General features: G+C 35.2%; 15 protein-coding genes. 7 read left to right on the top strand and 8 right to left on the bottom strand.

Annotation, left to right across the window (positions count from 1 at the left end):
• Nucleotides 1–42: 42 nt before the first annotated feature.
• Nucleotides 43–474 carry a hypothetical protein gene (locus NCE97_RS03925; protein ID WP_353777585.1) on the bottom strand — a complete coding sequence of 144 codons (432 nt, stop codon included), beginning with the start codon at nucleotides 472–474 and terminating at the stop codon, nucleotides 43–45.
• A 91-nt stretch (nucleotides 475–565) separates the two neighbouring features.
• Between NCE97_RS03925 and NCE97_RS03920 the strand changes: the two genes are divergently transcribed.
• Complete coding sequence (locus NCE97_RS03920) at nucleotides 566–1,345, top strand: tRNA pseudouridine synthase A (protein WP_353777584.1); 780 nt, start codon at nucleotides 566–568, stop codon at nucleotides 1,343–1,345.
• Between the two features lie 59 nt (nucleotides 1,346–1,404).
• On the opposite strand, the gene NCE97_RS03915 is transcribed toward NCE97_RS03920, so the two are convergent.
• Nucleotides 1,405–1,629, bottom strand: coding sequence for a hypothetical protein (locus NCE97_RS03915; protein ID WP_353777583.1), 225 nt, complete (start codon nucleotides 1,627–1,629; stop codon nucleotides 1,405–1,407).
• A gap of 99 nt (nucleotides 1,630–1,728) precedes the next feature.
• Here NCE97_RS03915 and NCE97_RS03910 point away from each other — a divergent pair, with 99 nt between their 5' ends.
• Genes NCE97_RS03910 through NCE97_RS03900 form a run of 3 tightly spaced genes read left to right on the top strand, consistent with a single transcriptional unit; the run spans nucleotide 1,729 to nucleotide 3,697 of the window.
• A complete protein-coding gene (locus NCE97_RS03910) occupies nucleotides 1,729–2,406 on the top strand; it encodes a DUF2461 domain-containing protein (protein WP_353777582.1) in 678 nt (225 codons plus the stop codon).
• 25 nt (nucleotides 2,407–2,431) lie between these two features.
• Nucleotides 2,432–3,199 (top strand): YwqG family protein, encoded by a 768-nt coding sequence (locus tag NCE97_RS03905; protein ID WP_353777581.1) that lies wholly within the window; start codon nucleotides 2,432–2,434, stop codon nucleotides 3,197–3,199.
• Between the two features lie 21 nt (nucleotides 3,200–3,220).
• A complete protein-coding gene (locus NCE97_RS03900; RefSeq protein WP_353777580.1) occupies nucleotides 3,221–3,697 on the top strand; it encodes a DinB family protein in 477 nt (158 codons plus the stop codon).
• Between the two features lie 19 nt (nucleotides 3,698–3,716).
• Here NCE97_RS03900 and NCE97_RS03895 read toward each other — a convergent pair whose 3' ends face one another.
• The 3 genes from NCE97_RS03895 to NCE97_RS03885 all read right to left on the bottom strand — a co-directional run bounded on the left by NCE97_RS03895 (nucleotide 3,717) and on the right by NCE97_RS03885 (nucleotide 5,582).
• Nucleotides 3,717–4,466: an SDR family NAD(P)-dependent oxidoreductase gene (locus NCE97_RS03895; RefSeq protein WP_353777579.1), complete on the bottom strand. Its 750-nt coding sequence runs from the start codon at nucleotides 4,464–4,466 to the stop codon at nucleotides 3,717–3,719.
• Nucleotides 4,467–4,518: 52 nt separating this feature from the next.
• Nucleotides 4,519–5,100: a TetR/AcrR family transcriptional regulator gene (locus tag NCE97_RS03890; RefSeq protein WP_353777578.1), complete on the bottom strand. Its 582-nt coding sequence runs from the start codon at nucleotides 5,098–5,100 to the stop codon at nucleotides 4,519–4,521.
• 68 nt (nucleotides 5,101–5,168) lie between these two features.
• A complete protein-coding gene (locus tag NCE97_RS03885) occupies nucleotides 5,169–5,582 on the bottom strand; it encodes a glyoxalase (RefSeq protein ID WP_353777577.1) in 414 nt (137 codons plus the stop codon).
• Nucleotides 5,583–5,704: 122 nt separating this feature from the next.
• Here NCE97_RS03885 and NCE97_RS03880 point away from each other — a divergent pair, with 122 nt between their 5' ends.
• On the top strand, nucleotides 5,705–6,598 hold the full coding sequence (locus NCE97_RS03880; RefSeq protein WP_353777576.1) for a DUF72 domain-containing protein: 894 nt from the start codon (nucleotides 5,705–5,707) through the stop codon (nucleotides 6,596–6,598).
• On the opposite strand, the gene NCE97_RS03875 is transcribed toward NCE97_RS03880, so the two are convergent.
• On the bottom strand, nucleotides 6,595–7,224 hold the full coding sequence (locus tag NCE97_RS03875; RefSeq protein ID WP_353777575.1) for a dioxygenase family protein: 630 nt from the start codon (nucleotides 7,222–7,224) through the stop codon (nucleotides 6,595–6,597). The genes NCE97_RS03880 and NCE97_RS03875 overlap by 4 nt on opposite strands.
• A 142-nt stretch (nucleotides 7,225–7,366) precedes the next feature.
• Here NCE97_RS03875 and NCE97_RS03870 point away from each other — a divergent pair, with 142 nt between their 5' ends.
• Nucleotides 7,367–7,762 (top strand): acyl-CoA thioesterase, encoded by a 396-nt coding sequence (locus NCE97_RS03870; RefSeq protein WP_353777574.1) that lies wholly within the window; start codon nucleotides 7,367–7,369, stop codon nucleotides 7,760–7,762.
• Here the strand turns inward: NCE97_RS03870 and uvrA are convergent.
• The gene (gene uvrA / locus NCE97_RS03865; RefSeq protein WP_353777573.1) at nucleotides 7,745–10,540 is read right to left on the bottom strand and encodes an excinuclease ABC subunit UvrA; all 2,796 of its coding nucleotides are present in this window, start codon (nucleotides 10,538–10,540) and stop codon (nucleotides 7,745–7,747) included. The two genes, NCE97_RS03870 and uvrA, sit on opposite strands and share 18 nt — an antisense overlap.
• Nucleotides 10,541–10,766: 226 nt before the next feature.
• Here uvrA and NCE97_RS03860 point away from each other — a divergent pair, with 226 nt between their 5' ends.
• Nucleotides 10,767–11,351, top strand: coding sequence for an RNA polymerase sigma factor (locus NCE97_RS03860; RefSeq protein ID WP_353777572.1), 585 nt, complete (start codon nucleotides 10,767–10,769; stop codon nucleotides 11,349–11,351).
• A gap of 241 nt (nucleotides 11,352–11,592) precedes the next feature.
• On the opposite strand, the gene NCE97_RS03855 is transcribed toward NCE97_RS03860, so the two are convergent.
• Nucleotides 11,593–11,895, bottom strand: coding sequence for a hypothetical protein (locus NCE97_RS03855; RefSeq protein WP_353777570.1), 303 nt, complete (start codon nucleotides 11,893–11,895; stop codon nucleotides 11,593–11,595).

Genomic DNA, 11,895 nt, shown 5'->3' with positions numbered 1-11,895 from the left:
ACCAGTTTCCTGGTGCTTTTTACTTATGATATATTTTGTTAATTACGTTAACCAGGATTTAGAAACCCCTTTTCTAGCCATCCAGACCAAAAGAAGTGCAAAAACAATCACTAAGATTGGAATAATGGTACCCCCAGATTCTTCGCTAATGGAAGGGCCGTCTGTTGTAAACCACCATATTTGTGTGATTATGGCTCCCAATAAAGAAATCATTAGCAGAGGTGATGCAAACTTTTTTCTGAAAATTAAAAGTATACAGCCTAAAACACCTGTAAATACAGCGATGGCAAATAAAGCTGTCGCCCAGGCTGGTCTTGCATCGAGAATCGCTAACTGCTCTGGAGTTACTTGCTCTAGAAAACCTTCAGTGCGATACGCCTGTTGCAAATAGTTCATAACACCCATTCCATTCCATATTAAGCCAATAACGCTTATTATCCAGAACCAAATAGGTGGTTTAGTTGATGTAGTCATAGGTTGGTTTTTTTAGTTAATAGATAAACAAGGTATAAAAAATTTGATAGATGCCTTTTATTCAGCTATTTTCGGGCTTTAAATCAACACCTTGAAAAAGAAGCATTTCTACGTTTTTACAATTCAGTATTTAGGATATAGATTTCATGGTTGGCAAAAGCAACCCAATCTAAAAACACTTCACCTAATGATAGATCGTACCTTTAAGTATGTGCTTCAGGATAAACCATTTAAGACATTGGTATCTGGGCGTACAGATGCCATGGTTTCTGCCAATGAAACGGCGTTTGAACTATTCCTAGAAGAGCCCTTAGAAGATATGAATGAGTTCTTAGATTGGTTCAACTATAATTTACCACAAGATATTAGAGCGTTAGCCATAAGAGAAGTTGATGAAACCTTCAATATTATCCAGCATTCAAAAACTAAGGAATATATCTATCTCTTTGCTTATGGTGGAAAATTTCATCCATTTTGTGCGCCTATATTGACTACTATACTTGATGATTTGAATATTGAACTTATGAAAACAGGCGCCAAACTTTTTGAAGGCTCTCATAATTTCAAGAACTATTGTTATAAAGCTACTGATAATGGGCAATACGATAGAACAGTTGATGTATGCGAATTAGTAGATAACGATCAGTTTACTGCTAACTTTTTCCCTGAGAGAACTTATATGCTAAGAGTTAGAGGGAAAGGTTTTGGCAGAAATCAAATTCGACTTATGATGGGAACCTTGATAAAGCTAGGGAAAGGGGAGGTGACGCTAGATTTTATTACAGAGAGCTTGCAACCTGGAGTGGTATCGCATCAAGACTATATAGCGCCAGCCTCTGGGCTGATTTTGAATAAAATAGAATTCCAATAAAAAAGAGCAATGACCTTAGTCAATGCTCTTCCTATCTGGTTGGTTAGTTAATTAGTTTTCTAATTTGTAACAACATGCAGTTTTGGTTCCTTATCTACAAATTTCCCGTTCACTGACTCTCCAAGGATCAAAACTTCTTTAGAACGCTCGTACATTTTTATAGCACGATGCATCTGCAATTTATTCTGACTATATAGCTTAATACCAGACTTAGCGCCTTTGTTTCTAATCTCTATATAGTATCCGTCTTTAAGTTTAGTTGGTTTTGTTGCTGGTCTACCCATATATAATTTTGAATTTTAAAAGTTCTGCATTATAGTGAAAATTCTTTCAATAACCAAACCTGTTTTTGTAATTTTATGCAATAACTTAATGACAAAATAATGCCAAATACGATTCCAAAAGAGACCCTGACGTTTTTTAAACAACTATCAAAAAATAATAATAGAGACTGGTTTAACGACCACAAGAAGGAATTTAAAGCTGTTGAAGCTGAAGTAAAACAGTTCTATAATGCTATGTTTGAGGACTTAAACAAACACGATGTAATTGATAAGTTCAAGTTGTTTAGAATATACAGAGATGTTAGGTTTTCTAAAGATAAGACCCCATACAAGACGCATTTTGGAGGGTCTTTTCATCGCAAAAAACCAGAATTGAGAGGCGGATATTACTTGCATATTGCACCAGATAATGGAAGCTTTTTAGCTACAGGATTTTGGGAACCACATAAAGATGATTTACTGCGAATTAGAAAGGAATTTGAAATGGATGACAAAGAGTTTAGAGATATCATCAACAATAAATCCTTTAAATCTGTTTGGGGAGACTTAGTGGGCGACGAGGTGAAAACGGCTCCAAAAGGCTTTAATAAGGAGCATTCTGCGATTGATCTTATTAAAAAGAAGCAATTCATCTTCACAAAAAAGTATACCGATAAAGAGATTCTATCCGATGGTTTCTTGAAAGAGGTAGATAAATCGTTTAAAGCCATTAGACCTTATTTCGATTATATGAGTGATGTACTCACAACAAACCTGAATGGTGAGTCGTTGATATAGCTTTAAAGTTCTAAATTTAATTACTATGATTCCAGAGTTTTTGATGAAGTACGCATCAGACTTGAAGAAGTATGAAAGAGAGAGTGTTCGTATAAATGCTAAACCAAGAAAGGAAAAGCTACTTGAAGATAATTTGAGTTTGAAGGAAAGTAAGTTTCTAGGATTCCCTTTTTTCCCTAAAGACAGAGAATATCCTAAGGACAAGAACGGAAAAGCAATGATAATGGTTGCTCAAATAAATTTTGAACAAGTACCACATCTTGAATTTTTTCCAGAAAAAGGTATTCTGCAGCTTTTTTTATCCCCTACTGATTGGTATGAAGAGGATGTTGCGGTGATCTATCATTCAGAAGAAGAACTAACTAATGAGTATATAGAAGATTTTTCATTCCTAAAAATGGAAGACTACGAAGACATTCCCATTTATAAGCTACACCAGCTTTCTTTTGAAAAAGTAATCGATAAGGGTGGATCTGAAGATTCACAATTTGATTATTTATTTGATGAGAATGACTATTGGGACTTTATTGAAGGTTTAAGTGACGATCAAGAAGAGCAGTTCAGTGAGTATTTTAATGCAATGGGTCATAAAATAGGTGGTTACGCAGAATTTACTCAGTATGACCCAAGAGGTTATGGCAAAGAAAGTCAGGATGATATCCAAGTTTTACAAATAGATGTTGATGATCATATTATGTTCGGAGATAGTGGACTTGCGCATATTTTCATTAGTAAAGATAATTTGATTAAGAAAGATTTTTCAAAAGCATATTTTTACTGGGACTGTTGTTGATAAAAATAATCATGTGCTAAGATGAAAACCTCTGTTGAACTAGCTAACCGCTTTAGAGAAGTGATTCTCAATGGGAGATGGATAGCCAATACCAATTACAAACATCTACTTGAAGATATAAATCTAGAACAGGCTACAAAAAAAGTAGGCAATCTAAATACTATTGCTGCGCTAACGTTCCATATCAACTACTATATTGAAGGCGTTCTGAATGTATTCAAAGGTGGTGATTTAGAGATTAGGGATAAATATAGTTTTGACTTTCCAGAATTAACCTCCGAATTTGACTGGGAAGCCTTGAAAACTAGGCTATTCAATAATTCCAAAGCATTTGCATCGCATGTAGAACAGATGTCAACAGAACAGCTTAATGCTGTTTTTGTAGATGAAAAATATGGAACTTATCAAAGAAACATAGAAGGCATCATAGAGCATAGTTACTATCACTTAGGTCAAGTATCCCTAATAAAAAAGCTGGTCTTGCAAGACCAGCTTTAATCAATCAAAAACGCACCAATTATACTTGGCTAAGTCCGCCATCTACTTCTATTTCAATACCATTGACATAAGAAGCTTCGTCTGACGCCAAGAATAAAGCTGTATTGGCAATTTCTTCGGAAGTCCCAAATCGACCAAGTGGAACTTGTTGTGCAAATCCAGAGCCTAGCTCATTTATTTGTTCTTCGCTCAAGCCCATTTTATTGTAAAGAGGTGTTTCTATTGGTCCAGGAGCTATAGAATTCACTCGGATACCTCTAGGCTTCAATTCGCTGGTCAATACTCTCGAGTAAGCTCTCAATGCGCCTTTACTTGCTGAATACACACCAAGATTATCAAAACCTTTTTGATGTACTATTGAGTTTGTAAAGAGTATGGTTCCTCCTTCATTAATGTAAGGCAGCGCTTCTTTAGTAGCGAGTATTGGACCTTTTACGTTAATATTGAATACCTCGTCATAGTGTGCTTCAGTAACTGCATCAATTGGTGCCATTGGCGCTACACCTGCATTTAGGAACAGCACATCTATATTTCCATATTTCTCAACACTAGATTTTATAAGGTTTACGTTGTCTTCAGGTTTTGAAACATCTGCTACTACTGTTATAAAATCACCTTCTAAATCTTTAGTAGCTTCTTCCAAAGCAGAAGCTCTACGTCCAGAGATAACTACTTTAGCACCTTCTGCCAAGAATCGTTTTGCTGTTGCAAGCCCAATACCACTATTTGCACCTGTGATCACTGCAACTTTGTCTTTTAATTTGCTCATTGTCTTTTTGTTTTTTATTTGAAACAATCGTTTCAAAATGAATTAAAAAAAATTAACATATAGTTTGAATAATCGCAGTTTTTATTGTCTTTAACTGCGCGTCCTTTTCTAATAGAACACCAGTAGTTCTCATACCTTGTAAAGAAGATAGAAGATAATAAGCATAATCTCTTGGTTGTTGCTTTTTATTTATAACACCTTGAGTTTGTCCTTCATTGATAAGGTCTTCAAGAATATTAAGCATTTGTACTTGATTTTGCATCAAGAAACTCACAATTGCTTCATCCTGATTGGCCATCTCAGAAATACAATTGCAAATTAAGCAGCCTTTATTGTCAGTGTCTTTAGAAATTTCATTAATGTAAAACTCAAAGAGTATATTGATAGCATCTAATGGGTTTTCAGCTTTTAGAAATAATTTAGACATCGAACGATTATGATCATCTCTGTAGGTCTTTAAGCACTCCAAAAATAGATTCATTTTATTCCCAAATGAATTGTATATGCTAGATCGATTAAGACCAGTGCTATCTACAATATCTTGCATAGAGGTCGCATTGTAACCTTTGAGGTGGAATACCTCAGTCACCTGGTTTAATACTAACGCTCTATCGAAAACTTCTACTTTTGGCATTTTATTTGAAATGAACGTTTCAAAATTAATTCAATTATTTTACGTTAATGTTAAAGTGGTATTAAAATTTAAACGGCTTTTAGAACTTCAGGGCGTTCAAACAATTGAATGTGACTCAGTAATCGTTCTTTGACGATGGTCATCATACGCTTGTTTAATGCTGAAGAGTTCTCTATATACGTAACATATTCTTCAACAGTAAACATGCCGATAACCATTCCTTTTAGGGAGTTACGGAATTTCATGTCCTTATGAATAGCATTCTCAATGTATGAAATGCGCTTCTCTAGAGTCAAATCGTAAAAGACATTCTTATGCTTTCTGATATAGTTTCTGAAAACCTCAACTAATAATTCGTGTTGAAGTTTTATGATTGGTCTAAGAACTAAATTTTGAAAGCGTTCATCGTCAGACATATACTCATTAATGGAAGTTGTTAAATAGTCTGGACGAATACGTTTGAGGTCGTTTTCGCGGTTCATGTGAATTAGATTTGAGATTAAATTTATCGATTTCATTATCTTATATCAATCTGTCGGACTTTACTTATCAACTGCATTATTAACAATACTTTTATTACTTATATTTATTGAAAACTTAGAACATGAAATTTGGAAGTGTAGATAATCCTGAAGAAATAGATTTTACGTTGCCTGCTGACCATCCGGACACCAAACGCGTATTGAATAAAGTAAAAGATGACAATGAGCCTGAAGTCTTTGTTGGTTGTGCCAAATGGAATAGGGCAGATCTAAAGGGATTCTACCCAAGAGGAACTAAAGACGAATTAGAGCATTATGCTACGCAGTTTAACTCTATTGAGTTGAACGCTACGTTTTACAGAATTTTCCCTGCTGAACAATTTTCAAAATGGAATGAGAAAACTCCTGAGGGATTTAAGTTCTTTCCTAAGCTCAATCAAGAGATTAGCCATTGGAAGCGATTAAACGAAACTAAGGAAGTTGTTGAGCATTATTTGTACAATGCGTCTAACCTCCAAGAAAAACTGGGAACATTGTTCTTGCAGATGCATAATAACTTTGCACCCAAGGACTTTAATCGCGTTGTAACTTTTGTAGAACAGTGGCCAAAAGAAGTGCCTCTGGCTATTGAGTTTAGACATACTAATTGGTACAATGATCCTACAGTTGCTGAGGAATTGTATGCGCTTTTAGAGGCGAACAATATTTCTAATGTTATTGTGGATACAGCTGGTAGAAGAGATATAATGCACATGCGATTAACCAATGCTACTGCCTTTGTGCGCTATGTTGGTGCTAATCATCAAAGTGATTACGATCGTCTAGACGATTGGGTGGAGCGACTAAAAGAGTGGAAGGAGCAAGGCATTAAAGAAATTGACTTCTTTGTACACCAAAATATTGAGAAAGCATCACCTTTGTTGTCGGCTCATTTTATAAAAAAGCTCAATCTAGCCTTGGGATGTGAATTAACGATACCTCAAATGGGTAACCCTAAACAAGATACTTTGTTCTAATTTGGATAGTTAGGAATATTCAACCCAAGAATAATATCTCGTTCTGCTTCCCATAAGTCACCATTTTGCTTAAGTTGGATTACCCCAGAACCGCCTCTAGCATTGGTTCTGTTTAAGATATTTCTTGTGATGTTAGGATCATCAGCAAAATAGAAATCCTCGACATAGTATTCATTCAAGTTTGGTTCTTTTACAGTGATGTGAATATGCTGTGGTACCGAAGAGTTAGGATAAGATGCAGGTCTCGATGTATAGAGTGTATAGTTACCGTCTTTATCAGTTTTTAACCAGGTTCTTAGATAGCCATGTTGTCGTTCCCAGCCTCTAGGTGAGCTAGATTTTGGATAAATACCCTTGTCGTCTGTGTGATAGATATATAAGATTACATCACTAACAGGTGTCTTTCCATCTTTTTTGAGGACTCTACCACTAACTTTTATAGGAGTTCCAAGCTTTCTAAAGCTTTGAATCGTATCAACAGCATTAAGGTATTTATCACCATATTCATAGATGGCTTCACAACTTTCACAGGGATCTCCAACTCTGGCAGTGTCGTTAGTTCTGTTTTGGGATTCTATACAGGAAGTGGTAATAAGGGATAATAATAAAAGCGCAACAGTTTTCATTTGGATTGACTGATTTGATTGAGTTTAGCTTAAAGTTAAACCAGAATGATTTTACTAGCTTCTTGATTAAGAAAACTTTACAAAAAGATTAACGGACTTTTGTATTTCGTGAGAATTGATAATCTTTACAAAAACGGAAACTATGAGATTTCATACCAGAAAATGGGTTAAGCCTGAAGATTTAAACCCAAACGGAACGTTATTTGGAGGAAGACTCCTAGAATGGATAGACGAAGAAGCTGCTTTATACACCATAGTTCAACTTGAAAACTCTAAGATTGTAACTAAGTTTATATCTGAGATTAACTTCATGAGCTCTGCAAAAAAAGGGGATATCGTAGAGTTGGGTATGGAAGTGACCAAGTTTGGTAGAACCTCATTAACAATGCGTTGTGAAGCACGTAACATGATGACAAGGGAAACTATACTTACGGTTGAGAATGTAACGATGGTAAATCTCAATGAGGAAGGTTTACCAAGCCCTCATGGCAAGACAAAAGTTGAATTTGTAAAAGATAGGTTAGAGCGAGGCAGGTAACTTCTCTTTCAAATACGTCCCAGTGACAGAATCATCATTTGTTACAATCTCTTCTGGAGTCCCAAAAGCAATTAGCTGACCTCCATCTTCACCACCATCGGGCCCAAGATCTATAATATGATCGGCACACTTTATAAGTTCGAGGTTGTGTTCTATGACAATAATTGAATGCCCTTTGTTTATGAGTGCTTCAAAAGATTTTAGCAGCTTTTTGATATCATGAAAATGCAAGCCAGTTGTAGGTTCATCAAAGATGAATAAGGCATTTTCGCTTTTGCTACCCTTTCCTAAGAAAGATGCTAATTTTATACGTTGCGCTTCACCACCAGAAAGAGTAGAAGAACTTTGTCCTAACGTGACATACCCTAAACCAACATCTTGTAGTGGCTGTAATTTGTTTTTGATCTTTGTTTGCTTGAATGCGTCAAAGAATGCGATGGCTTCATCAATAGTAAGATTAAGAATGTCGTCTATATTTTTTCCTTCAAAATTAACCTCTAGAACTTCCTTTTTGAAGCGTTTACCATTACACGTCTCACAAGTAAGATGAACATCAGCCATAAACTGCATTTCTATAGTGACCACACCTTCACCTTTACACGTCTCACAACGACCACCATCGACATTAAAGCTAAAATGCTTGGCTTGGTAATTTCTAATCTTACTAAGCTTTTGAGAAGCAAATAAAGCTCTGATATCATCATAAGCTTTAACATAGGTTACAGGATTGGAACGTGACGATCTACCTATTGGATTTTGATCGACAAACTCTACGTGTTTGATATTAGAGAAGTTTCCTTTTAACTCCGTAAACTGACCTGCTTTATCTCCAAAACCAGTTAGTTTCTTTTGAATCGCTGGAAACAGTATCTTTTTTACCAATGTACTTTTCCCACTTCCTGAAACACCAGTAATCACTGTCAGCATTTCCAATGGAAACGTAACATCGATATTCTTGAGGTTATTTTCTCGTGCACCAACAATGTCAATATGATATTTAGAAGATCTTCTGTTTTGAGGAACTTCAATTTCTAGATTGCCATTTAGATATTGTGCTGTGAGCGAATCCGATTTTAAGATATCATCAAAACTACCTGTAGCAACAATTTCACCACCAAATGTTCCTGCTTCAGGACCTATATCAATAATCTCATCAGCTGCTTTCATGATGTCTTCATCATGCTCAACTACAATGACAGTATTTCCTAAGTCTCTTAAAGATTTGAGCACTTTTATAAGCTTTTCGGTATCCTTTGGATGTAAGCCTATACTTGGCTCATCTAGAATATACATGGAGCCAACCAAACTACTACCAAGCGATGTCGCTAAGTTGATACGTTGGCTTTCACCTCCCGAAAGGGTGTTAGAACGTCTATTTAACGTAAGGTAACTTAGACCTACATTGGATAAGAAACTCAAACGGTTATTAATTTCTTTGAGAAGTCTATCTGCGATTTTTGTATCATAGTCATTAAGCTCTAATTGCTTAAAGAAACTAGCAAGATTCTTTAGTGGCATCTCTACCAAATCTGTAATGGTGACACCACCAATTTTTACATAATTAGCTTCTTCTCGTAAGCGTTTCCCGTTACAGACATTACATCTGGTTTTACCTCTGTAGCGAGACAGCATTACTCTATTCTGAATCTTATATGCCTTACTTTCTAACTCAGCAAAGAAGCCGTTTAGCCCTTCAAAATATTCATTACCATCCCAAACCAATTGTTTTTGCTCATCCGTAAGCTCAAAGAAAGGTTTGTGAATTGGAAAGTCAAATTTATGTGAATTGTTAACCAACTGATCTCTATACCAACTCATGCTTTCGCCTCTCCAGGGAAAAATAGCATTTTCATAAATAGACAGGCCAGTGTTAGGGATTACTAAATCTTCATCGATACCAATAACATCACCGTAGCCTTCACACTTAGGACAAGCACCATAAGGATTATTAAAGCTGAATAAATGCACATTGGGCTCCAGAAAAACCATATCGTCCAATTCAAACTTATTATTGAATTGCTGCTGTTTACTATTTGAAAGCGATTCTACAATACAAGAGCCTTTGCCTTCAAAAAAAGAAGTCTCAATAGCATCTGCTAACCGATTGAAAAAGTCTTCATCTTTCTTTACTACAACTCTATCAACCACCAAAAACACTTCAGAACCATCCAAGTGTTCTATGCTTTGTTCAATTCTGTAAACGGTGTCTCCTTGTTTTACCCTTGCATAACCTTGCTGTAATAAGACTTTGAGTTTATCTTCCATGCTTCTACCTTCTTCAAGAATTATAGGAGAAAGCAGGAGTAACTTTTCGTTTTCGTCAAAAGACTTTATGTAATCTAAGACATCAGTAACACGATGTTTTTTCACTAATTCTCCAGAGATAGGAGAGTAGGTCTTACCAATTCTTGCGAAAAGAAGTTTTAAATAATCGTAAATTTCTGTGGTAGTCCCAACTGTAGAACGCGGATTGGTTGAGTTTACTTTTTGTTCTATGGCTATAGCTGGAGCTATCCCCTTAATGAATTCAACTTTTGGTTTATTGAGCCTTCCCAAGAACTGACGTGCATAACTCGACAAGCTTTCTACATAGCGTCGTTGCCCTTCAGCATATAAGGTGTCAAAAGCAAGACTAGACTTTCCAGAACCCGATAATCCAGTAATTACAACGAGTTTATTTCTGGGAATAACAGTGTCTACATTCTTCAAATTATGAAGGTTTGCACCTTTAATGATAATATTTTGCTTTGGGTTAGCGTTTAAAACGTTGATTTTCATTGATGTTTTAAAGAAATAATTCAGCAAAGATACCATTTGAATTTCAGCTGAAAAAATGGTTTTCTACAGAAAAAAATGTTAAAATTTTAGTCGAAATTTTGTTTTTTCGGAATGATTGTTGTTATATTTGAGACATATTCAATTAAAAAACACTGCGTATACAGTAACATTACTTTAGATTATTAACCCCTACAACGTTTGGAGCGTTGGCCCTAAAGTAATGATTATGAAAAAAGAACTTATCACAGATGCAGTGTTGGTTTCAAACTACATCAATGGCGACGAAAATGCTTTATCTGTTTTAATCCACAGACACAAGCAAAAGATATTCAGTTTTATTTATTCTAAAGTCTTTGATAAGGATATTACTGAAGATATTTTTCAAGACACTTTCATTAAAGTTATCAGAACCTTAAAAGGAGGGAAGTATAATGAAGAAGGTAAGTTTTTGCCTTGGGTTATGCGTATTGCCCACAACTTGGTTATTGACCACTTCAGAAGAAATAGCAGGATGCCAAAGTTCGATAACTCTGGTGAGTTTAGTATTTTTTCTGTGCTAAGTGATTCTTCCTTAAATGCTGAAAAAAAGATTATTAAGTCTCAGGTTGAACATGACGTAAGACGCTTAATTGAAGAATTGCCTGAAGACCAGAAGATGGTACTAACTATGCGTATGTACCAGGATATGAGCTTTAAGGAAATCTCTGAAAGAACGGGAGTTAGTATTAATACAGCATTGGGTAGAATGCGTTATGCGTTGATTAATTTGCGTAAGGTTATAGAGCAGAATAATATAATTTTGACAAACTGATGCAATAAAGTAATAAAGTTGTCGTTTCAATAATATCTAACCCATAAATAATTGAAATGGCAAAACTTTACTCTCAACCCCCAAAATCGAAAAAACAACTGAACCCAAAAAAAGAAACTGTAGATTTTCTTTTGAATTACTCTAAGGCTTTAAGTGTTATACATTGTAATAAATTGAAGTTTGAAGCACTTCTAAATTAAGTAGAAAAGTCCTGATATAGCCCATCAGGACTTTTTTCTTTTTATTTCTTTGATTCTCTGTATTTATATTGATTGTTTTCAAACACCAAGAAGTGTGACATCCCTAAAGGATCATTACTGCCTTTAATATCAGTAACCATATACCATATTTCATCTTCGAATTTTAATGGTGTTTTCCAATCTATTTCTAAGTAATTGGGCTGTAATCTTTGAGTATCTTCAACACTTAAACCTGGTTCAAGGTTATCCATCCATGCAATTGAGTCATTGTAGTAGTTTTTGCACCCCATCATTATAAGAAATGATAGTGCAAGAATACATTTAATGAGCTTTTTATACTTCAT

It is taken from the genome of Winogradskyella sp. 3972H.M.0a.05 (assembly GCF_040493455.1).
Lineage (GTDB): Bacteria > Bacteroidota > Bacteroidia > Flavobacteriales > Flavobacteriaceae > Microcosmobacter.
Note: the sequence above shows the minus strand (reverse complement) of the source record. Positions and strands in the feature narration are given on the sequence as shown.

Excerpts from the sequence above, each read along its gene's own strand:
- NCE97_RS03925 (WP_353777585.1), bottom strand. The coding sequence starts at position 474 with ATGACTACATCAACTAAACCACCTATTTGGTTCTGGATAATAAGCGTT.
- NCE97_RS03915 (WP_353777583.1), bottom strand. The coding sequence starts at position 1,629 with ATGGGTAGACCAGCAACAAAACCAACTAAACTTAAAGACGGATACTAT.
- NCE97_RS03910 (WP_353777582.1), top strand. The coding sequence starts at position 1,729 with ATGCCAAATACGATTCCAAAAGAGACCCTGACGTTTTTTAAACAACTA.
- NCE97_RS03905 (WP_353777581.1), top strand. The coding sequence starts at position 2,432 with ATGATTCCAGAGTTTTTGATGAAGTACGCATCAGACTTGAAGAAGTAT.
- NCE97_RS03900 (WP_353777580.1), top strand. The coding sequence starts at position 3,221 with ATGAAAACCTCTGTTGAACTAGCTAACCGCTTTAGAGAAGTGATTCTC.
- NCE97_RS03895 (WP_353777579.1), bottom strand. The coding sequence starts at position 4,466 with ATGAGCAAATTAAAAGACAAAGTTGCAGTGATCACAGGTGCAAATAGT.
- NCE97_RS03890 (WP_353777578.1), bottom strand. The coding sequence starts at position 5,100 with ATGCCAAAAGTAGAAGTTTTCGATAGAGCGTTAGTATTAAACCAGGTG.
- NCE97_RS03885 (WP_353777577.1), bottom strand. The coding sequence starts at position 5,582 with ATGAACCGCGAAAACGACCTCAAACGTATTCGTCCAGACTATTTAACA.
- NCE97_RS03880 (WP_353777576.1), top strand. The coding sequence starts at position 5,705 with ATGAAATTTGGAAGTGTAGATAATCCTGAAGAAATAGATTTTACGTTG.
- NCE97_RS03875 (WP_353777575.1), bottom strand. The coding sequence starts at position 7,224 with ATGAAAACTGTTGCGCTTTTATTATTATCCCTTATTACCACTTCCTGT.
- NCE97_RS03870 (WP_353777574.1), top strand. The coding sequence starts at position 7,367 with ATGAGATTTCATACCAGAAAATGGGTTAAGCCTGAAGATTTAAACCCA.
- uvrA (WP_353777573.1), bottom strand. The coding sequence starts at position 10,540 with ATGAAAATCAACGTTTTAAACGCTAACCCAAAGCAAAATATTATCATT.
- NCE97_RS03860 (WP_353777572.1), top strand. The coding sequence starts at position 10,767 with ATGAAAAAAGAACTTATCACAGATGCAGTGTTGGTTTCAAACTACATC.
- NCE97_RS03855 (WP_353777570.1), bottom strand. The coding sequence starts at position 11,895 with ATGAAGTATAAAAAGCTCATTAAATGTATTCTTGCACTATCATTTCTT.